Raw genomic sequence first — 20,558 nt, forward strand, 5'->3', positions numbered from 1 at the left:
TGTTTCGAGCACTATGGAATACACCCCTGTAGCAGCTACTTTCGGCCGCTTCCCCCGGGTTGAAACAAACCGCTTATTCGGAATTCTGCGAGCTTCGCGAAACCTGCGTCTGATTCGCTCGCCTGCGCTGGAAAAACACCAGCGCCACGCCGATCGCCGTCAGAATAACGGACGCCACTTCCGGCCCCGCGCCGATCCGCGTCGCGATCGTCGTCGTGTCGCGCAATGGTAGCTGGGCAACCAGCGCGGCGGGGACGACCTGTTCGGACTGTTGCGCGATCTCGCCGTTCGCGGTGATGATCGCGCTGACCCCGGTGGTTGCTGCGATCACCAGCGCCCGGCCGTGCTCGACCGCGCGCACCCGCGACATGGCCATCTGCTGGTAGGTCATCTCGCTCCGGCCGAAGGTCGCGTTGTTGGTCGGCACGGTCAGCAGTTCGGCGCCCGCGGCCATCGATTCCCGGAATGCCCGATCGAAGGCGACCTCGTAACAGGTGGCGACACCGATCCGCACGCCGGCCGCCGTGACCGTTCCGTCACCATCGCCCGGCACGAAATGTCCGGCCTGGTCGGCATAGGACGAGAACAATCGGAAGAAACTCCGCATCGGCAGGTATTCGCCGAACGGCTGGATGATCTTCTTGTCGTGCCGGTCGGTCGGCCCGTCCGCGCCGTTCCACACCATCACGGAGTTGGTGGTCGTGCGGTCACCGTTCACCAGGACCGCGCCGACCAGGATCGGCGCGCCGATCCGCTGGGAGGCCGCGGTGATCTCCGCGGCGGCGTCGGCGTTGCGCAGTGGATCGATATCGGAGGAGTTCTCCGGCCAGATCACGACGTCCGGCCGTGGCGACTGCCCGCGGTCGACGGCGTCGGCGAGCTCCTCGGTGCGCCGGACGTGGTTGTCCAGCACGGCCCGCCGCTGGGCATTGAACTCCAGGCCCAACCGCGGCACGCTGCCCTGGATCGCGGCGACCGTGATCGTCCGGTTGCCGTCGTCCGGGGCGGGCAGCGTCGGCCGGAGGATCACTCCGGCGAGGGGCATGATAGCCACAGTGACCGCGGCCGTGGCAAATCCGATCCGGGTGGTCCGGCCGGTCGCCCGCGGCGCCGGCGTGCGCGCCCAGGCGAGCACCCGCAGCGCGAGCGCGGCCAGGCCGGTCCCGGTCAGGGCGACCGCGAACCCGATCAGCGGCGCGCCACCGTAGGCGGCCAGCGGCAGATACCAGCCGTCGGCCTGCCCGAAAGCGACACGCCCCCAGGGAAATCCGCCGAAGGGGAAACTCGACCTCGCCCATTCCGTGGCCGTCCAGGCGAGCGCGAGCCAGACCGGCCAGCCGGGCAGCCCGCCCAGCCACCGGGCCAGCACGCCCCACAGGCCGATGAACACCGCGCAGGCGGTCGAGAGCGCGAGCCACGGCACCGGCCCGACGTAGATGCCGGTCCACGGCAGCAGGGGGACGAAGAACGCGAAACCGCCGAGGAACCCGTAGCCGAACCCACCGCGCAGCTTCCCCGGGCCGCGCACCGCGACGGTGAGCAGGGCCAGCGCGATCGGGGCGAGGAACCACCACGGCCGGGGCGGGAAGCTGCCGAACAGCAGCAGGCCGCCCGCGACGGCGGTCGCCATGCGCGCCAGGACGCCGAACCGGTCACCGCCCGCCGCACTGCCCGGAGACACGGGGTCGGTCGGGCCCGCCCCGGCCGCGTCGGCGGTCGTGGCGTCGGGCCCGGGTTCGGTGGCGGGGTCGATCATGGTGTCCTGCTCCGTGATTCGTGTGCCGGTGCGGTCGTGGTCAGCGGCTGTAGATCGTGGCGCCGTTGTGCACCGTGCGCAGGCAGGTCGGCAGGTCGGCGCCGGGATCGAGCCGGGGCAGACCGGGGACGCGCGACCGCGGGTCGGTCGACCAGCGCTGCACCGTGTCGGCGGCCGCGGCGACGACGAGCTCGCCCGCGTCCCACACCGCGTAGGAGGCCGGGGCGCCGGGCACCAGGGTGCCCGCGACCCCGTCACGCACGCCGCCCGCCCGCCAGGCGCCGCGCGTGGCGGCCGCGAAGGCGGCGCGCGGGGACAGACCGTGGCCGGGCGTGCGGTGGTGGACCGCCGCGCGCACCTGCTCCCACGGATTCAGCGTGGTGACCGGCGCGTCCGAGCCGATGGCCAGCGAGATGCCCGCCGCGGCCATCGCAGCGAAGGGGTTCAGAGTCGCGGCGCGCTCGGCGCCGAGGCGGGTGGCGTACATGCCGTCCGGTCCGCCCCACGCGGCGTCGAAACCCGGCTGCACGGACAGGATCACGCCCAGCGCCGCGAGCTGCTCGATCGCGGCGGCGTCGGTCATCTCGGCGTGCTCGACGCGGTGTCCGCGCGCGGCGACCGCCGGTCCGCCGAGTTCGGCGGCGACGGCGGCGAATCCAGCGACCACGAGATCCATGGCGGCGTCGCCGATGGCGTGGAAGCCCGCCTGCACACCGGCTTCGGTGCAGGCGCGCAGGTGCGCGGTGACCGTGTCCGCGTCGAGGAAGTTCTTGCCGCAGCCGCTCGCGTCGGCGTAGGGCTCGCGCAGCAGCGCGGTGTGCGAGCCGAGCGAACCGTCGACGAACAGATCACCGCCGAGCGCGGCGACACCCAGCTCGTCGACGAGGGCGCGGGCCTCGGCGGCGGTGCGCACGGCCTCGCCCCAGTAGGCGCGCACTTCGACGCCGTGCTCGAAGGCCAGCAGCTCGCGCACGTCCGCGCGGCCGGAGATGTCCGGGCCCGCGCATTCGTGCACGGCGACGATGCCGTGCGCGGCGGCGGCGTCGAGAGCGGCGGTGCGGGCCCGATCGCGGTGCGCGCGACCGAGTTCCGCGAGGGCCACGGTGCGCACCCGGTGGTGGGCGCCGGCGCGCACCGGCTCACCGCGGCGGTAACCGTCGCCGAGATCGCCCGCCGCGTCGAGCAGCGCCGAGGAGGCGACCGCGGAGTGCGCGTCGACCCGGGCCAGGTACACGAGCCTGCCCGCACCGGCGGCCTCGTCGAGTTCGGCGACCGTGGGCGGGCGCTGCTCGGGCCACGCGGTGTCGTCCCAGCCCTCACCGATGATCACGCCGTCGGGCTGCACGGCCGCGTGGGCGCGCAGGGCGGCGAGCAGCTCGGCCAGCGACGCGGTGCCGCTGACATCGAGCCCGGTCAGCTGCAGGCCCAGCGCGGTGACGTGCACGTGCGGGTCGACGAACGCGGGCGCGACGAACGCGCCGTCGAGGTCGACGATCTCCGCATCGGGATGCATCGCCCGGCCGGGCGCTTCGGCCCCCAGCCACACCACGGTGCCGTCGGTGACCGCCATCGCGGTCGCGTCCGGGGAGCTGGAACTGTAGAAACGACCGCCGATCAGCAACTGGGTACTCACGATGCCCCAGTCTGCCGTATCGGCGGATCGTCAGGTCGGCAGGGACAGGACGGCGCGGATGTCGGCGTCGCGCAGCCCGGCGGGACTGTGTCCGCCCGCCTCGACGGCGATGAGTTCGAGTCGCCACGCGGCGACCGTGAAATCCGACATGGACTGTCCGGCAGCGGCACTCGCCCTACGCACCGCGTCGGCCAGTTCCGCGCTCACCGTGACGGTGATCTGCTCGGTGGCCATCGGCACACTGTAGACCCTCGCCACCGTGGGAGGGAATCCTCGGCTCAGGCGGATCCGAGCGCGCGCGGTCCGGCGGTATGTCCGTCGTCGTACCACTGCCCGACGACCACACCGTCGACCACATCGCCGCTGTCGGCGTCGACCACCATCCCGCGATACGGCGACGGCGCGAACGAGGGCAGCGGGCCGAAGCGCCGCGTGCCGAGCTTCTCCAGTACCGGCCGGATCAGCGCCCTGGTCGGCGGGAACAGCGCGAGCAGGCCGACGAGTCCAGTGACCAGACCGGGCACGAACAGCAGCACCGATCCGGTGGCCACCAGCAGCCCGTCGGCGACCGCGCTCTCGGCGGTGACCTCGCCCCGCGCCGCCCGGCGGAACCGGTCGAACACGCGCCTGCCCTGGGCGCCCAGCAGCAGCAAGCCGGCACCGGACACCGCGATCAGCGCCAGCAGGGCCCAGCCCGCGCCGATCAGCTGGGCGAGGCCGGCGAACGCGGCGATCTCGACGACGAGGTAGGACACGAACAGCACGGCGGTCATGGCGATCCTTTCGGACGATCTATCCCCTCAACGCACGAGAGCCCGATTTTTCTCCCGGCCGCTCAGCCGCCCGGCCGGACGAGACCGGTCTCATAAGCCAGCACCACCGCCTGCACCCGGTCGCGCAGCCCGAGTTTGGTGAGGACCCGGCCCACGTGTGTCTTCACCGTGGCCTCCGACAGGAACAGCTCCCCGGCGATCTCGGCGTTGGAACGGCCCGCGGCGATCTGTTCGAGCACCTCGCGTTCGCGGGCGGTGAGCACGTCGAGCACGCCCGGGTCGCGCAATCCCGCCGGGTCCTCGGCGACGAGCCGGTCGAGCAGGCGCTTGGTGACCTTCGGGGAGACCACCGCGTCGCCCGCGGCGACGCTGCGGATGGCGGAGACGAGGTCTTCGGGCGGGGTGTCCTTGAGCAGGAATCCGCTCGCGCCGGCGCGCAGCGCGCCGAGGGCGTGTTCGTCGAGATCGAAGGTGGTCATCACGAGCACGCGGATGCCCTCGCCCGCGGCGACGATCCGGCCGGTGGCGGTGACCCCGTCGACGACGGGCATCCGCACGTCCATCAGGACCACGTCGGGTCGCAGCTCCCCCGCGCGCCGCACGGCCTCGTCCCCGTTGCCCGCTTCGCCGACGACCTCGATGTCCGGGTGCGCGCCGAGCACCATCTTCAGGCCCATCCGCATGAGTTCCTGATCGTCCACCACGAGCACGCTGATCGGCATTTCCCAACCTTAGCGGGCGGATCAGTCGCCGTCGGCGCGCAGCGGGAGGGTGGCGAGTACCCGCCAGCGGCCGTCGCCGGTCCGCCCCGCGGACAGGGTGCCGCCGAGCACCGCGACCCGTTCGCGCATGCCGACCAGGCCCATCCCCGCGCCGGGGATCTCGGCGGCCGGCTGTTCCACGGGCACCCCGCCGCTGTCGGTCACCTCGACCAGGATGTCGTCCTCGCGGCGCTGCACCCGCACGGTCGCCTTCGGGCTCGCCCCCGCGTGGCGCAGGGTGTTGGTGAGCGATTCCTGGACGATGCGGTGTACGCCGAGGCTGACCTCGGGGGTGATGTCGTCGAGTTCACCGGTCAGTTCGAGGTCGACGGCCAGACCGGCGTCGCGCATCAACTCGGCCAGTTTCGCGATGCCCGCGCTGCCGTGCTGGGGCAGCAGTTCCGGGGCGTGCTCGGTGCGCAGCAGCGCCACGGTGCGGCGCAGTTCGCGCAGCGCGTCGCGGCCGGTGCCCGCGATGGTCGCGAGCGCGCGTTCGGCGGTGTCGGGGTCGTGGCGCAGGGCGTACTTCGCGCCGTCGGCCTGCACGATGATGACGCTCACCGCGTGCGCGACCACGTCGTGCAGTTCCCGGGCGATGCGGGTGCGTTCGGCGGCGACGGCCTCGTGGGCGCGGCGTTCCTTGTCGTAGTCGGCGACGGCGAGCCGGGCCGCGACCTCGGCGTCGTAGGCGTGCCGGGCGCCGTTGAACTCGGCGAGCGTCCAGCACAGCGCGTAGATCACGCCGACCAGCGCCAGATCGCCGCCCTTGGGTTCGCGCAGGACCAGGATCGACAGCGTCAGATCGATGGCCAGGCAGCCCAGGTAGATCAGCCCGTCGCGCCTGCCGACATAGGCGACGAGGGTGTAGAGCATCACGCCGAGCCCGATCAGCGCGACGTGTCCGGAGGTGTCGTCACCCACCAGATACCCCACCAGCGTGCACAGCACCGAGAGCACGAACATCACCCCGGCCATCGCCCGCGGGTAGATCCGGCGCAGGATCAGCGGCAGCGGCAGGAGCAGGGAGAAGACCAGGTAGACGGCCTTGTGGTGCTCGTCGCCGACGCCGAGCGCGTCGAGCACCATCAAGACCAGCGCGAGGACGGAGTCGGCGACGATGGGTCGGCCGCGAAGCCACAAGCTGAACCGGCGCACCGGCCCAGCCTAATCGCCGGGTGCGGCCGGACCCGGTTGGCTTTCCGGGCCTGATCTTGATTGCCTGGTCGCGTGCAACTAGGAGACTGGACGGTCCTGCTGGTGGCCGCGGCCGCGGCGGGATGGGTCGACGCGGTGGTCGGGGGTGGCGGCTTGATCATCCTGCCGACGCTGTTCCTGGTCGCGCCCGGCATCGCCCCGCAGACGGCGCTCGGCACCAACAAGCTGGCCGCGTTCTCGGGCACGGCGACCGCAGTGATCACCTTCGCGCGCCGGGTGCCGATGGAATGGAAGGTGCTGATTCCGGGCGCGGTGATCGCCGCGATCACGGCGGCCTGCGGCGCGGCGGCGGTCTCGCTGATCGACCGCGAGCTGTTCATTCCGCTGGTCATGGTGGTGCTGGTCGGCGTCGCGCTGGTCGTCACGCTGCGGCCCTCGATCGGCATGACCATGGCCACCCATCCGCCGACGCGACGCAAGGTGATCCTGGTGGTGGCGCTGGCCGCCGGCCTCATCGGCCTCTACGACGGCCTGCTCGGACCGGGCACCGGCACGTTCCTGATCATCACCTTCGCGACACTGCTCGGCACCGAATTCGTGCGGGCCGCGGCCATGGCGAAAGTGATCAACTGCGGATCGAATCTCGGCGCGCTGCTGTTCCTCGGCGCGACCGGGCACATCCTGTGGGGCCTCGGCGCGGGCATGGCGGTCGCGAATGTGGCGGGCGCACTGGTCGGTTCGCGGATGGCGCTGGCCAAGGGCGCCGGTTTCGTGCGGATCGTGCTGCTGGTCGTGGTCGTGGTGATGGTGATCCGGCTGGGCTGGCAGCAGTTCGGTTAGCGCGCCGGTTCGACCGGGGCCGAGGCGGCCAGCCACGGCTGCAGCACCCGCGAGGTGGTCTCGTGGATCTTGCGGTGGAGTCGCTCACCGTCGTCGATGCCGTGCTGGGGCTGCTGGAACAGCACCGTCAGCGCGCCCGAGACCGCGCCGACGACCGCACCGACCAGCGCGGCCGCGCCGACCTCGTCGAGCTCGTGCGGGAACGCGCTGTGCAACTGGCGGGCGATCTCGCGCTGGGCGACGAGCTGGGCGTGCGCGGCGCGACCACTCACCGCGGGAACGGTGCGCGAGACCTGCGCGCGCAGCGCCGCCACCCGCGAGTTCAGATCGTCGGCGAGATGCTCACCGGGGTTGTCACCGGCCGCGCGCAGCGCGCGCAGCAACACCTCCACCGGTCGCTCTCCGGGCCGCCGGGTGGCGATGGCCGCGACGGCGGCGCGCACCCGTTCGTCGGGTTCGGGGAAGAGCAGTTCTTCCTTGCTCGCGAAGTAGTTGAAGAAGGTCCGGGTGCCGACCTCGGCCTCGGCCGCGATGTCGGCGACGGTCGTTTCCTCATAGCCTCTGGCCTCGAACAATCCGACGGCGGCCACGAGGATCGCACGACGGGTTCGTTCCCTTTTTCGATCGCGGAGGGCGGATGGCGGCACGGCGGGCACCCTACGGCATCGGGGCGCTCCGCGGCGGGAGGACCGCGGTCAGCGCGTCACGGTTGTGACTGCCGGAACCGGGGTTTCGCGCACGATGGCACGAAATGCGCCCTGGCAGTGACGGCAATCCCGGGCACGGCTCCCGTGTGTCGGTGCTACCGGCTAGCGTAGGCGGAGTGACTACCGCGACTTCCGGAGAAGTGGACGAGGAGTTCCGCGCACTCGGCTTGCGCGCGCTGGCCGAGGCCGCCTTGTCGGCGGCGCGGGCGGCCGGGGCCGAGCACGCCGACCTCCGGGTGCAGCGGCTGGTGACCCAGTCCATCCGCTTGCGCGACGGGCGGGTCGAGGCCGTCACCGACTCGACCGAACTCGGCCTGGCCGTGCGTGTGATCGTCGACGGCACCTGGGGTTTCGCCTCCCACGCCGCGCTCACCCCCGGCACCGCCGCCGAGGTGGCCCGGCGCGCGGTCACCGTCGCGACCACGTTGCGTTCGCTCAACCGCGAACGGGTGGAGCTCGCCGACGAGCCGCGCTACGCGGACGTGTCGTGGGTATCGGCCTACGACCTCGACCCGTTCACCGTGCCGACCGCCGACAAAGTGGCGCTGCTGCAGGACTATTCGGAGCGGCTCTCGGCCGCCGACGGCGTCGATCACGTGACCGCGTCGGTGCTGCAGGTCAAAGAGCAGGTCTTCTACGCCGACACCGCCGGCTCGTCGATCACCCAGCAGCGGGTACGGCTGCATCCGCAGTTCGAGGCGATCACCGTCGACGCGGCCTCCGGGGTCTTCGAGACCATGCGCACCCTCGCCGCGCCCGCGGGCCGCGGCTGGGAGTACGTCACCGGCGCCGACGGAATCTGGGACTGGACCGGCGAACTCGCGCGGATCCCGGAGTGGCTGGCCGAGAAGGTGAAGGCGCCCAGCGTCGTCGCGGGCCCCACCGACCTGGTGATCGACCCGACCAACCTGTGGCTGACCATCCACGAGTCCATCGGCCACGCCACCGAGTACGACCGGGCGATCGGCTACGAATCCGCCTACGCGGGCACCTCGTTCGCCACCCCCGACAAACTCGGCACGCTGCGCTACGGCACCCCGATCATGCACGTCACCGGGGACCGCACCCAGGTCAACGGGCTGGCCACGGTCGGCTTCGACGACGAGGGCGTCGCGGGCCAGCAGTGGGATCTGGTGCGCGACGGCGTACTGGTCGGCTACCAGCTCGACCGCGTGTTCGCACCCCGTCTCGGGCTGGATCGGTCCAACGGCTGCTCCTACGCCGATTCTCCGCATCATGTGCCGATCCAGCGGATGGCGAACGTGTCGCTGCAGCCCGACCCGGAGCGCGACACGACGACCGCCGAGCTGATCTCGCGGGTCTCCGACGGCATCTACATCGTCGGCGACAAGTCGTGGTCGATCGATATGCAGCGCTACAACTTCCAGTTCACCGGTCAGCGGTTCTTCCGGATCCGCAACGGGGAGCTGGCCGGTCAGCTGCGCGATGTGGCCTACCAGGCGACGACCACCGATTTCTGGGGTGCGATGGAGGCGGTCGGCGGGCCGAGCACCTGGCAGCTCGGCGGCGCGTTCAATTGCGGTAAGGCCCAGCCCGGTCAGGTGGCGGCGGTGAGCCACGGCTGCCCGTCGGTGCTGGTGCGCGGGGTCAACATTCTCAATACCCGGACGGAGGGCGGCCAGTGAGTGCATCGGGTGTGTTCCCCGCGGGCGCGGTGGTCGAACGCGCGCTGGCGGCGTCGAAGGCCGACGAAGCGATCGTGATCGTCACCGACGCGCACGAGGCGTCGCTGCGCTGGGCGGGCAACTCGATGACCACCAACGGGTCGTCGGTGTCGCGGGACTGGGCGGTGATCTCGGTCTTCCGTGACGGCCCGAACGCCGCCCGCGTCGGCAGCATCAGTTCCACCAGCGTCGACCCGGCCGAGATCGACGCCGTGGTGCGCGCCAGCGAGGAGGCCGCCCGCACGGCGACCCCCGCCCGCGACGCGATGCCGCTGCTCGAACCCACCGTCGACGACACCGCCACCTGGGACCACGCGCCCGGTGCCACCGAGATCGACGTGTTCGCCGGTCTCGCCCGCGATCTGTCGACCGGTTTCGACGGCACCGACCGCCTCTACGGTTTCGCCCATCACCAGCTGCACACCACCTGGCTGGGCACCTCCACCGGCATCCGCCGCCGGTTCAGCCAGCCCACCGGCTCGGTGGAGATCAACGGAAAGCGTGGCGAGGGCGCCGATCTGGCCAGCGCCTGGGTGGGTGTCGGCACCGCCGACTTCACCGATGTCGACACTGCCGGCCTGCTGGCCGAGCTGTCCCGGCGGCTGGACTGGTCGGCCACCCGCGTCGACCTGCCCGCGGGCCGCTACGAGACGCTGCTGCCGCCCTCGGCGGTGGCCGACCTGATGATCTACCTCGCCTGGACGATGGAGGGCCGCGGCGCGCACGAGGGCCACACCGCCTTCTCCCGCGCGGGTGGCACCCGGATCGGGGAGCGGCTCAGCGACATTCCGCTGACCCTCTACTCCGACCCGAACGCGAGCGGCCTGGAATACCGGCCCTTCGTGGCGACCCCGTCGTCGTCGGAGTCGCTGTCGGTGTTCGACAACGGCCTGTCCGCCCAGCGCGTCGACTGGATCGGCGCCGGCGTCATCGAATCGCTGGTCTACCCCCGCGCCACCGCCGCCGAATTCTCCGCTCCCGCGACCGTTCCCGGCGAGAACCTGCTGCTCACCGGCGGCTCCGACGCGTCCCTGGACGACATGATCGCCCGCACCGAACGCGGCCTGCTGCTGACCTGCCTGTGGTACATCCGCGAGGTGGACCCGGCCACCCTCCTGCTCACCGGCCTCACCCGCGACGGCGTCTACCTCGTCGAAGACGGCCGGGTCACCGCCGCCGTCAACAACTTCCGCTTCAACGAGAGTCCCCTCGACCTCCTGCGCCGCATCTCCGAAGCAGGCGCCACCGAGATCACCCTCCCCCGCGAATGGAAGGACTGGTTCACCCGCACTGCCATGCCACCCCTGCGCATCCCCGACTTCCACATGTCCTCGGTGAGCCAGGCGACGTAGTCGCCCGGGCAGGTGACCCGGTGCGGATCACCTGCCCGTCGTGGTCACACGCGTTCGAGGACGGCGGAGGCGCCGATGCCGCCCGCGGCGCAGATGCCGAGCAGGGCGGTGTGTTTGCCGGTCCGGGCCAGTTCGTTGGCCATGGTGGTGACCATGCGGGCGCCGGTGGCGCCGAAGGGGTGGCCCAGGGAGATGGAGCCGCCGTGGACGTTGAGTTTGTCGATATCGACGGTGCCTACCGGCTCGTCTCGGTCGAGCCGGGACTTGGCCCAGTCGGGGCTTTCCAGCATGCGCAGGACCGAGAGGGTCTGGGCGGCGAAGGCCTCGTGGATGTCGACGAGGTCGATGTCGGCGAGGGTCATGCCCGCCTTGTCCAGGGCGCGCGGCATGGAGATCGCGGGGCCGATGAGGACCTGGTCGGCGGGGTCGACGCTGACGAAGCTCCAGGAACGCAGCGCCGCGAGCGGGGTGAAGCCGAGGGCACGTGCCTTCTCCTCGCTCATGAGCAGGACCGCCGAGGCGCCGTCGGTGAGCGGGCTGGCATTGCCGGCGGTGACCGTGCCGCCCTCGGCGAACACCGGCCGCAGGGTGGCGAGTTTGTCGACGCTGGTGTTCGCGCGGACCAGGCCGTCGGTCGCGATCCGCGTGCCCGACGGGGTGGTCACCGGGACCACTTCGTCGTCGAAGCGACCCGAGGCGATGGCGGCCGCGGCGCGGTGGTGCGAGCGGGCGGCGAATTCGTCCTGTTCGGCGCGGGAGATGCCGTTGATCCTGGCCATCTTCTCGGCGGACTCGCCCATCACCTCACCGGTGGTGCGCTCGGAGATCTTGGGCTGGCGCGGCAGGATGTCGGTGAACGGCGCGAGCTGACGGACTACGTCGAGGTAGTCCTTCGGCGTCGGCTTGCCCAGCGCCACCGGCGCGACGGCGTGCACGACCTTCTGCGGGAGCTTGATCTCGGCGTTGCTGGTGGAGTCGCTGCCACCGGCGATCATGATGTCGTACTCGCCGCGTTCGATCGCCGCGGCCGCCGAGGTGACCGCCTGCAGACCGGACGCGCACGCCCTGGTCACCGTGTAGCCCTCGCACCCGAAGTCCAGTTTCAGATCGAGCGCCACCTCGCGGGCGATGTTCGGTGCGTGACTCGGCAGCACGACCCCGCCCCACACGATGGACTGGATCTCGCCCGGCGCGATCCCGGTGCGCTCGATCAGCCCGCGGACGGCAGCGCCGGCCAGGGCGATGCTGTCGAGGCGGGTGAAATCGGTGAACGCGCGCACGAACGGGGTGCGCGCGCCCGCGACGACGACGGCGCGGGTGCGTTTCTCGGCCATGTGAGTCCCTTCGGAGGTTCCGCTGAGCCCACGTTATCCGATACCCCGGGTACTGGGTACTGCTTCGGGTGATCCGTCAGGCGGGCGTGATCTCGATGCCGATGGTCCCGGCTTTGCCACGGCGCAGGTTGCTGGCGAGGATCACCAGCGGACCGGTCAGCCAGTACTTGCGACGCAGCCAGGAGCGCACCTGCTCGGTCTCGGTGGCGTCGAGGATGCGGGCGGTGCCCGACACGACGTCGCCGTGTGCCTTGCCGCGCGCGTCACAGGGTTGCAGCGTCACCTCGGGATTGCGGCGGATCCGCTTCACTTTCCAGCTGTCGGTCACCGTCCAGACGAACAGCTTGTCCTCGCGGGCGACGGCCCACACGGCGGTGCCCACCGGGGTACCGTCCTTGCGAAAAGTGGTGAGGAGAACGAAGTTCGCGGTCTGCAGCTCGCCGAGGCGGTTGGTCATGCTCGCAGCCTAGTGATATCCGCCGCGCGCGGCAGCGGCCACCGCGTCCCCTGTCATTGCCTACCGGCCGACGGGTCTTGCCGCAAAGGCGGGGAACGGGTGCAGAATCGCTGTTCGCGCGCCGAGATCCGGACGCAGGACGGGGTGTGACATGCGGGTTCTCTTGTCGACGAACGGGTCGCGCAGCGAGGCGCAGCCGATGCTCGCCCTCGCGGTGCGGCTGCGCGCGCAGGGACTGAATTCCCGCGACGAGTTATGGGCGGTTTCGCGAAACTCTTCCTAACCTCGGATCCGACCGACTCGCTCTCCGGAAGGATCCCGATGACCGATACCGCCGTGCCGATGCTGTGGAGTGGCGATCTGCCGACCACCCTCGCGTTCTACCAGGCGCTCGGCTACACCGTCGTCTACGAGCAGACCAGGCCGTATGTCTATGGCGCGGTCGAAGGGCACGGGTGCGCATTGCATTTCGCGCCCGCGCCGCCCGGGGTCGCGCTGCCCACCGAGCATGTGGGCGCGCTGGTGATGGTCGACGACGTCGCCGCCCGCCACGCCGACTTCACCGCGGCCCTGCGTGCCCGGTACGGCAAGATCCCCGCCAAGGGGCTGCCGCGGATCACCCGGTTCCGGCCGGGTCAGTCCCGGTTCTCGCTCGTCGATCCCGTCGGCAACACCCTGCTGGTGATCCAGCGCGACGAGCCGATGGAGCTCGAGTACGGCGGCTCCCGTGCGCTGACCGGGCTGACCAAGGCCCTCGACAATGCCCGCATCCTGCGCGATTTCAAGAATGACGACAAGGCGGCGGCCCGCGTCCTGGAAACCGGCCTGCGCCGATTCGCCACGGCCGCGTCGGCCCCCGATCGGGCCCGCGCCTACGCCGCACTGGCCGAGATCGCGGTCGCGACCGAGGATTCCGAGCGGCTCACGCACTGGCGGGCCGCACTGGACGCCGTCGATCTGACCGCGGACGAACACGCGGCCCTGTCCGCCGACACCGCCGCCTCCGCGCTGCTCGCCACCTGGCTGACCACCATCGCCCCCGGCTGAGCCGGCGCGACCGGGCCGGGTGGCGGCTAGGCTTCGGCCATGGATCGACGCGCCGGGACTCGCTATATCCGCTGTCTCGCAACCACACTCGCCGCGGTGGCGGTCGCTGGGCTCGGCCCGCTGGGGGTCGCGCAGGCCGATGCGGGATGCGGCGGCGGGTGGCAGGTCGAGGTCCTGGCCACCGATCTCGGTGGTCTGGAGAACCTGGAGTACGACGGCGCGGGCGGCTTCTATGTCTCCGGCATCGTGCGCGGCGAGCTGCGGCACGTCGGTGCCGACGGCCGGGTCACCACGCTGCTCACCGGGCTGGACAATCCCGCCGGTCTGCGCCGCTCCGGTGACGACCTCTACTTCCTCACCGGCGACGGCACCACCCCGAACGGCGGTGGCACGCTACGGCGACTGCACCTCCCGACCGGCGAGGTCACCGTGCTGCTGCCCGACCTGGTCCAGCCCAACGGCCTGCTCCTGCTCCCCGACGGCGACCTGCTCCTGTCCCAGCTCTCGGTCCCGTGGCCGCCGGTCGGCATCAGCCGATATCGCCCCGCCACCGGCGAATTCACCCTCGGCTGGTCCCCGGTGCCCCGCCCCAACGGCCTCGCCCTCACCGCCGATCACCAGGCCGTTCTCACCGAAGACGTCGCCACCTCCCAGATCCTGCGCGTCCCACTGGACGCCCCCGACCGCCCCACCCCGATCGCCTCGATCCCCGACGGCCTGCTCCCCGGCCTCGACGACCTCGACACCACCGCGAGCGGATTGGCCTTCGTCGCCGGCGACTACTCCGGCAGCGTCTACCAGGTCGACACCACGACCGGCCGCTGGTGCACCCTGGCGACCGGCTGGACCGCACCCCCGACCGGCCCGCTCCCCGCCCTCCCCCGATCGGCCCCACCTCCGCCCGCCTCGCCCCCGACGGCCCCACCTGGTCCCTCTACGTCACCAGCATCGACGGCACGCTTCGCCGCCTCCGCCCACCCACCACCCTCGATCTGATCCCCGCCCTCCCCCACTGACCTCATCGTCTGTCCCCCAACCACTCCCGCACCGCCGCGAAGTCCGCCTCGGTGAGCCCGAACCGGGATCGACGCGATGTCGCGCGGATCTGTGTGGTGGACTGGTGGATTCGTCGGTCGAGTCGAGGAGGGGGCAGGGTGTATTCGACGCCGGAATGGTCGCGGCAGCGGGGGTTCGGGATCGCGGTGGAGTGGGGCCGGGCGGGGGCCGCGGCGATCGGGCCGGGGGCGGCCGGGGTGGTGGTGGTCGACGTGTTGTCGTTCACCACCTCGGTATCGGTCGCGATCGAGGCGGGGACGGCGGTGTTCCCCTACCGGTGGCGGGATGCGTCGGCGCGGGAGTTCGCCGATCGGCACGGTGCGGCGCTGGCGGTCGGGCGGCGCGAGGCGGATCGGGGGCGGCCGTGGTCGTTGTCGCCCGCGGCGATCCGGCGGGCGCCGTTCACCGAACGGCTGGTGCTGCCCTCGCCGAACGGCTCCGCCATCGCGGCCACCGTCGACGGCAGCACGGTCGTCGCTGCCTGCCTGCGCAACTATCGCGCGGTCGCCGACTGGCTGATCACCCAGGGGTGGGGCACCCCCGAGCAGCCGATCGCGATCGTCGCGGCGGGCGAGCAGTGGCCGGGGAGCGAGGTACTCCGCCCCGCGCTGGAGGACTGGGTCGGTGCGGGCGCACTCGCCGCCGCCCTCCTCGATCGCGGCGCCACCGCCGCGTCACCCGAGGCACAGTCGGCGGCGGCCACTTTCGCGGCCACGCCCGATGTGCCCGCGCTGATCGCGTCCAGTGCCTCCGGCCGCGAGCTCGCCGCGATCGGGTTCGCCGACGATGTCGCGATCGCGATCGAGCTCGACGCCGACACCACCGTGCCGGTCCTCGTCGACGGCGCGTTCACCGACCACTCCCTGACCTGAGCGCCGGGCTCAGCGCGATACCCACCTACGATGCGTCCTGGCTATAGCGCATAACGCCTAATCGCCATGATCCGGATAGCGCTGCGCCACAGTGGAATTCTCACCACCTGGACGTACCGACCGGTCGCGCCGGACGCGCCGCCGACACGCCGACCAGCGCCCGGCCGATACGCTCGGGGAGTGACTCGGGGACAACAAGGCGGCCGGGCGGCCCAGGCGCAAGCACGACGTGCGGCCATCATCGACGCCGCGACCACCCTCATCGCCGAGCGCGGATACCAGGGCACCTCCCTGGCCGCCGTGGCCGATCGCGTCGGCCTCACCCCGGCGGGCGTCCTGCACTACTTCCCCAGCAAGGACGCCCTCCTGACCGGCGTTCTCGAAGAGCGCGACCGGTGGGACTTCGCGGCGTTCGTCGCCCGCCTGGCCGACGCGCGGCTCGCCCATCTCGAGCAGATCGCCGAATACAACACCGAACGCCCGGACCTGGTACAGGCCTTCACGGTCCTGGCCGCGGAGTCCACCACCGAGGCACACCCGGCGCGCGAGTTCTTCACCGAGCGCTACGCGAAGGCCCGCGCCGACTTCGCCACACTCCTGAGCACGGAATTCGGCGACCGCCTGCCCGGCGGCCTCACCCCCGACCAGGTGTCGCCGCTACTACTCGCGGTGATGGACGGATTGCAGGTCCAATGGCTGCTGGCCAGGGACGATATCGACCTCACGGCCACCTATCGGGACTTCATTTCGCTGCTTTCACCCACTCAGCGGGAGCAAACATAACGTTTGCATAACTTCACCAACCTAGCGTTCGGTAGGGTCACATACTCCGAGTCGGAAGTCGTGCGATCTACGTCACACTCGATCGGCGGCGCTCCACTCCCTCTCGAAGTAGTTCCCGAACAACGGAGCGTGGCATGTCCACCATTCCTGAAGATCCGAAGCCGTCGAGTCCTGTCGCGACCGACCCGGACAACGACACCGGCCGACTGGACGGCGCGTCACGAGCCCGCATCTTCACCGTCCTCGCGGTGATCGTGCTGTTCACCGAGATCGCGCCGATGCAGTACACGATCGTGGCGGCGGCGTTGCAGAAGATCGCCCCGACCTTCCCCGGCGTCGGCGCGAACATCAACTGGGCCATCATCGTCTTCGGCCTGATCGGCGCCGCCGCCTCGCCACTCATCGGCAAGATGAGCGACGTGTGGGGCAAGAAGCGGATGTTCCTCATCTGCGGGTTGCTGTTCATGATCGGCTGCGTGCTCGACGCGACCACGTCGAACTGGGGCATCTTCCTGCTCGGCCGATGCCTGCAGGCCACGGCCATCGCGACGGCGGTCATCGCCTACGGCCTGATCCGGGACCTGATGCCGCGCAAGTACGTTCCGCTCGGCCTCGGTGTCACCGCGACCGGCCTCGGCGTCTCCGCCATCGCCGGACCGCTGCTCGGCGGCTTCCTGGTCGATAACTACAGCTGGCGCGCGATCTTCTGGTGCCTGGCCGGGTTCACCCTGGTGATGCTGCCGCTGGTGTACTTCATCGTCCCGGAATCCAAGCTGCGCGTGCGGGAACGGATCGACTACGTCGGCGCGCTGCTGCTCGCCGGTGGTGCCGCGCTGATCCTGATCTACCTCGACAAGGGCCACGACTGGGGCTGGGCGAAGCCGACCACGCTGGCCTGGGTGATCACCGGTGTCGTGCTGCTACTCCTGTTCGTCCTGGTGGAAACCCGGGTCGCACAGCCGATCATGGATATGAAGCTGCTGTTCCATCCGCGCGTCGCGCTGGTCCTGGCCGGTGCGCTGTTCGCCTCACTGCAGATCGGCGTCGTCTCCTACGCCATCGCCTACATGTCCCAGACACCCGACGAGGCGACCGTCGCAGCGGGCGCGCAGCAGGGCATTCTCGCCAAGATGCAGGCCATGACCGGCCAGCCGCTGCCCGCCGAGGCCGTCCAGGTGACGCTCGACCCGGGCTACACCTACGGCAGCGGCTACACGCTGCTGGAGTTCGCGGTGCGCATCGCCCTGCTGGGCGCCGTGGTCACCATGGTCTGCGGTGCGCTCGCCGGCGTGATCGCGCGGCGCATGGGCGCCCGGCTTCCGCTGGTCGTCGCGCTGGTGATCTTCGTCTGCTCGGCGGCGGCCTTCGCCGTCCTGCCGCACACCAGCACAGTGTTCCTGCTCGTGAACGCGGTGTTCAGCGTCGGTTTCGGCTTCTACTACGCGGCCATGCCGATTCTCATGGTGGAGGCGGTGCCGCAGGAGCAGCAGGGCATCAGCCTGGGCATGCTCGGCGTCATGCAGTCGATGGGCGTCGCCGTCGGTCTGGCCATCGTCACCGCGTTCCTGCACGCCAACGGGATGACCGCGCTGATCAGCGTGGGCGGGCAGGAGCAGCCGCCCGCGCCGATTCCGGATGTGTTCGGTGATCGCGGGTACGAGCTGGGCTTCTGGGTCTGTGGCGCCGCGGCGGCCGTGGCCCTGGTCCTCGCCGTGATCATGCGGCACGGCCGCACGCCGGCCACCGGCGGCACCGCACACTGAGCCCTGCGGCGGACGGGCCGGTGATCCGCGTGATCGCCGGCCCGTCCGCGGCTTGCGGTATTTAAATACCCCGCCTACCCTCGGAGCCATGGTGCGCCTCCCCCTCAGTCCCGCCCAAGTCGAAGCCGGTCGTCGCCTCGGCCGCTGCCTGCGGTCGGCGCGGGGCGATCGCGATCTCGCCGACGTGGCGCGCGCGGCGGGCATCTCCCCCGAGACGCTGCGCAAGATCGAATCCGGGCGCCTGCCCTCCCCCGCCTTCGGCACCGTCGTCGGCCTGGCCGAGGCGCTGGCGATCCCGCTGACCGAGCTCGCCGAGGTCTACCGCACCGAGCAGGTCGCCGAATCCGCCTGACCGGCACGGGCTTTCCGCTCAGTCACGCAGCGTGAGAATGCTCGGGCCCTCGGCCGTGACGGCGATCGTGTGCTCGCTGTGCGCACACCGGGAGCCGTCGGCGGAGCGGATCGTCCAGCCGTCGGCATCGGTGACGACCGTCGCGGTGCTCGCCGCGAACCAGGGTTCGATGGCGATCGTGAGCCCGGGACGTAGCCGGAACCCGCGCCCCGCCCGGCCGACATTGGACACGTGCGGATCCTCGTGCATGGTCCGGCCGATCCCGTGCCCACCGAACTCGGTGTTGACCGGGTAGCCGTACGCGCGCGCGACCGCCGAGACGGCCGCGGAGATGTCCCCGAGGTGGTTGCCCGGCTGCGCGGCGGCGATCCCGGCGGCGAGGGCTTCCTCGGTGGCGCGCACCAGGCGCTGATCGGCCGGGGCGGGCGTGCCGACGATGGCGGTCACCGCGGAGTCGGCGGCCCAGCCGTCGATGGTGACGGCCAGGTCGGCGGTGAGCACGTCACCGTCGCGCAGCACGTAGTCGTGCGGAAGCCCGTGCAGTACCGCGTCGTTGACCGCCAGGCACACGGTGTTGCGGAACGGTCCGCGACCGAACGACGGGGCATAGTCCCAGTAGCACGACACCGCGCCGCGCTCGCGAATCCGTTCCCGCACATACTCTTCGAGCTCGAGCAGGTTCACCCCGACGGCGGCCTTCGCATGCACACCGGCCAGTACGTCGGCGACGAACGCACCGGTCACCCGCATCCGCTCGATCTCCGCGGGTGTCTTCAACTCCACCATCACGCCTCCATTGGTATTTTCATACCGACACTAGCGGTGCCGGTATAAAAATACCAATTCGGCGTGGGGTCAGCGGTTCAGGTTGCCCATGTCCACCGGGATCTGCGCACCGGTGACCTGTGCCGCCTCGTCCGAGCACAGCCACGCGACAGCGGCCGCGATATCGGCGGCTTCGGTGATGTAGGTCGGCAGGGCGTTCATGAAAATGGGCGCGAGTGTGCTGGCGTACTGCTCGAACAGCGGACCCATCTCCGCCATCTGCATGCCGGTCGCGACGCCGGCCGGGTGCACGGTGTTGACCCGGATCTTGTGCGCGCCCAGTTCGTTGGCCATCGTCTTGGCCAGCCCGGTGATGGCGTGCTTGGTGGCCACATAGTGGGCCGTGAACGGGATGCCCTTGAGACCGGCGACCGAGCTGGTGAACACCATCGCCCCGCCCTCGCCCTGCTCGATCAGGTACGGAATCGCGGCCTTCGCGGTGTGGAAGACGCCGGTCAGGTTGACGTCGACCGTCTCCTGCCACTGCTCGGCGGTGATCTCCCAGGACAGTGCCGCCGAACAGATGCCGGCATTGGCGACGACGACGTCGAGTCGGCCGAACTGCTCGATCCCCGCCGCCAGCGCCGCCGACAGACCCGCGAAATCACGAACGTCGGCCTTGCTCGCGGCGATCTTCCCGCCCGCCGCTTCGACCAGCCGGACGGTCTCGGCCAGGTCGTCCTCGGTGGCGCCCGGATAACTGGTGCTGGCGAAATCCACGCACGCGTCGATGGCGATGATGTCGGCGCCCTCCTCGGCGAAGCGAATCGCCTCGGCCCGGCCCTGGCCGCGGGCCGCACCGGTGATGAAGACGACCTTGCCCTCGTATCGTCGCGTCATGTCCTACCTCCGAACGTCGTTGTGCACTATGAACACCTCACCATCGCGAGCCCCCGAGCGGTGCGGAATCAGAGGTTTTCCACCTGAGCGTCCGCACTCAGTGGACGGGTGAGCGACCAGAGCTGGATGAACGTGCAGCGCGCGATCTTCCACCGGCCGTCCTCGACCCGGTACTCGTCGGCGTATTCGCCGGTGGCCACGGTCTCGGTGCGCGCGAGCAGGTTCAGCTGCCGGAAGCGCAGCGTCCACCGGCCGCTCGCGGTGGTGTCGTCGTGCACGGTGATGTCGGGGTGCACGCCGTGGTGCATGTCGAGAACGACCGGCTTGCCGTCTACCCGGCGCAACGCGATCGAGGTGAAGACGGCGGCCATGCCGTCCGCGTCGTGGGTGCCCAGGCTGCCGTAGTCGAGTTCGGCGCCCGCCGCGAGGAAACAGTCGCGGAAGCCGGCCGGGTCCTTGGCATCACAGGCACGGAAGTAGCGGTGCTTGAGGGCGGTGATCGCTTCGATCGCCTCCAGCCGGGCGAGGCGGGCGGCGAAGTCGGGGGCGGTGTCGGTCATGGTGCTC

The 20,558-nt window shown here is 70.9% G+C and carries 21 protein-coding genes; 9 read left to right on the plus strand and 12 right to left on the minus strand.

Features of this window, described 5'->3' with window-relative positions; translation table 11 throughout:
• Nucleotides 1-73 precede the first annotated feature (73 nt).
• The 6 genes from lnt to NV348_RS00575 all read right to left on the minus strand — a co-directional run bounded on the left by lnt (nt 74) and on the right by NV348_RS00575 (nt 6,078).
• On the minus strand, nt 74-1,630 hold the full coding sequence (lnt, locus tag NV348_RS00550) for an apolipoprotein N-acyltransferase (RefSeq protein ID WP_447150892.1): 1,557 nt from the start codon (nt 1,628-1,630) through the stop codon (nt 74-76).
• A 166-nt stretch (nt 1,631-1,796) separates the two neighbouring features.
• Nucleotides 1,797-3,389: an amidohydrolase gene (locus NV348_RS00555; protein WP_447145153.1), complete on the minus strand. Its 1,593-nt coding sequence runs from the start codon at nt 3,387-3,389 to the stop codon at nt 1,797-1,799.
• Between the two features lie 30 nt (nt 3,390-3,419).
• On the minus strand, nt 3,420-3,623 hold the full coding sequence (locus NV348_RS00560) for a hypothetical protein (RefSeq protein WP_447145154.1): 204 nt from the start codon (nt 3,621-3,623) through the stop codon (nt 3,420-3,422).
• Between the two features lie 44 nt (nt 3,624-3,667).
• The gene (locus NV348_RS00565) at nt 3,668-4,162 is read right to left on the minus strand and encodes an FxsA family protein (protein WP_447145155.1); all 495 of its coding nucleotides are present in this window, start codon (nt 4,160-4,162) and stop codon (nt 3,668-3,670) included.
• Between the two features lie 62 nt (nt 4,163-4,224).
• Nucleotides 4,225-4,884, minus strand: a complete 660-nt coding sequence (locus NV348_RS00570; protein ID WP_447145156.1) for a response regulator — start codon at nt 4,882-4,884, stop codon at nt 4,225-4,227.
• A 21-nt stretch (nt 4,885-4,905) separates the two neighbouring features.
• Nucleotides 4,906-6,078: a sensor histidine kinase gene (locus NV348_RS00575; protein WP_447145157.1), complete on the minus strand. Its 1,173-nt coding sequence runs from the start codon at nt 6,076-6,078 to the stop codon at nt 4,906-4,908.
• A gap of 72 nt (nt 6,079-6,150) precedes the next feature.
• Here NV348_RS00575 and NV348_RS00580 point away from each other — a divergent pair, with 72 nt between their 5' ends.
• Nucleotides 6,151-6,918 carry a TSUP family transporter gene (locus NV348_RS00580; protein WP_447145158.1) on the plus strand — a complete coding sequence of 256 codons (768 nt, stop codon included), beginning with the start codon at nt 6,151-6,153 and terminating at the stop codon, nt 6,916-6,918.
• Here the strand turns inward: NV348_RS00580 and NV348_RS00585 are convergent.
• Entirely contained in the window at nt 6,915-7,565 is a 651-nt protein-coding gene (locus NV348_RS00585; protein ID WP_447145159.1) for a TetR/AcrR family transcriptional regulator, read from the minus strand. The genes NV348_RS00580 and NV348_RS00585 overlap by 4 nt on opposite strands.
• Nucleotides 7,566-7,741: 176 nt before the next feature.
• Between NV348_RS00585 and NV348_RS00590 the strand changes: the two genes are divergently transcribed.
• Together NV348_RS00590 and NV348_RS00595 are read left to right on the plus strand one after the other, a co-directional pair.
• On the plus strand, nt 7,742-9,271 hold the full coding sequence (locus NV348_RS00590; RefSeq protein WP_447145160.1) for a TldD/PmbA family protein: 1,530 nt from the start codon (nt 7,742-7,744) through the stop codon (nt 9,269-9,271).
• A gap of 11 nt (nt 9,272-9,282) precedes the next feature.
• Nucleotides 9,283-10,662: a metallopeptidase TldD-related protein gene (locus NV348_RS00595; protein ID WP_447150893.1), complete on the plus strand. Its 1,380-nt coding sequence runs from the start codon at nt 9,283-9,285 to the stop codon at nt 10,660-10,662.
• Nucleotides 10,663-10,706: 44 nt separating this feature from the next.
• On the opposite strand, the gene NV348_RS00600 is transcribed toward NV348_RS00595, so the two are convergent.
• The gene (locus NV348_RS00600) at nt 10,707-11,996 is read right to left on the minus strand and encodes an acetyl-CoA C-acyltransferase (RefSeq protein WP_447145161.1); all 1,290 of its coding nucleotides are present in this window, start codon (nt 11,994-11,996) and stop codon (nt 10,707-10,709) included.
• 76 nt (nt 11,997-12,072) lie between these two features.
• A complete protein-coding gene (locus NV348_RS00605) occupies nt 12,073-12,453 on the minus strand; it encodes a PPOX class F420-dependent oxidoreductase (RefSeq protein ID WP_447145162.1) in 381 nt (126 codons plus the stop codon).
• 321 nt (nt 12,454-12,774) lie between these two features.
• Here NV348_RS00605 and NV348_RS00610 point away from each other — a divergent pair, with 321 nt between their 5' ends.
• From NV348_RS00610 to NV348_RS00635, 6 genes are all read left to right on the plus strand, one after another.
• Nucleotides 12,775-13,500, plus strand: coding sequence for a DUF8817 family protein (locus NV348_RS00610; protein ID WP_447145163.1), 726 nt, complete (start codon nt 12,775-12,777; stop codon nt 13,498-13,500).
• Between the two features lie 96 nt (nt 13,501-13,596).
• Nucleotides 13,597-14,496, plus strand: coding sequence for an SMP-30/gluconolactonase/LRE family protein (locus tag NV348_RS00615; protein WP_447145164.1), 900 nt, complete (start codon nt 13,597-13,599; stop codon nt 14,494-14,496).
• A 158-nt stretch (nt 14,497-14,654) separates the two neighbouring features.
• Nucleotides 14,655-15,428, plus strand: a complete 774-nt coding sequence (locus NV348_RS00620) for a 2-phosphosulfolactate phosphatase (RefSeq protein WP_447145165.1) — start codon at nt 14,655-14,657, stop codon at nt 15,426-15,428.
• A gap of 180 nt (nt 15,429-15,608) precedes the next feature.
• Nucleotides 15,609-16,211 carry a TetR/AcrR family transcriptional regulator gene (locus tag NV348_RS00625; protein WP_447145166.1) on the plus strand — a complete coding sequence of 201 codons (603 nt, stop codon included), beginning with the start codon at nt 15,609-15,611 and terminating at the stop codon, nt 16,209-16,211.
• A 134-nt stretch (nt 16,212-16,345) separates the two neighbouring features.
• Nucleotides 16,346-17,974, plus strand: a complete 1,629-nt coding sequence (locus tag NV348_RS00630; protein WP_447145167.1) for an MFS transporter — start codon at nt 16,346-16,348, stop codon at nt 17,972-17,974.
• A gap of 88 nt (nt 17,975-18,062) precedes the next feature.
• Nucleotides 18,063-18,326 (plus strand): helix-turn-helix domain-containing protein, encoded by a 264-nt coding sequence (locus NV348_RS00635; protein WP_447145168.1) that lies wholly within the window; start codon nt 18,063-18,065, stop codon nt 18,324-18,326.
• A gap of 18 nt (nt 18,327-18,344) precedes the next feature.
• Here the strand turns inward: NV348_RS00635 and map are convergent, their stop codons facing one another.
• From map to NV348_RS00650, 3 genes are all read right to left on the minus strand, one after another.
• Nucleotides 18,345-19,112 (minus strand): type I methionyl aminopeptidase, encoded by a 768-nt coding sequence (gene map, locus NV348_RS00640; RefSeq protein ID WP_447145169.1) that lies wholly within the window; start codon nt 19,110-19,112, stop codon nt 18,345-18,347.
• A gap of 69 nt (nt 19,113-19,181) precedes the next feature.
• Complete coding sequence (locus tag NV348_RS00645; RefSeq protein ID WP_447145170.1) at nt 19,182-19,991, minus strand: mycofactocin-coupled SDR family oxidoreductase; 810 nt, start codon at nt 19,989-19,991, stop codon at nt 19,182-19,184.
• A gap of 68 nt (nt 19,992-20,059) precedes the next feature.
• The gene (locus NV348_RS00650) at nt 20,060-20,551 is read right to left on the minus strand and encodes a nuclear transport factor 2 family protein (protein WP_447145171.1); all 492 of its coding nucleotides are present in this window, start codon (nt 20,549-20,551) and stop codon (nt 20,060-20,062) included.
• Between the last annotated feature and the right edge of the window lie 7 nt (nt 20,552-20,558).

This window comes from Nocardia fodinahabitans, assembly GCF_052983615.1.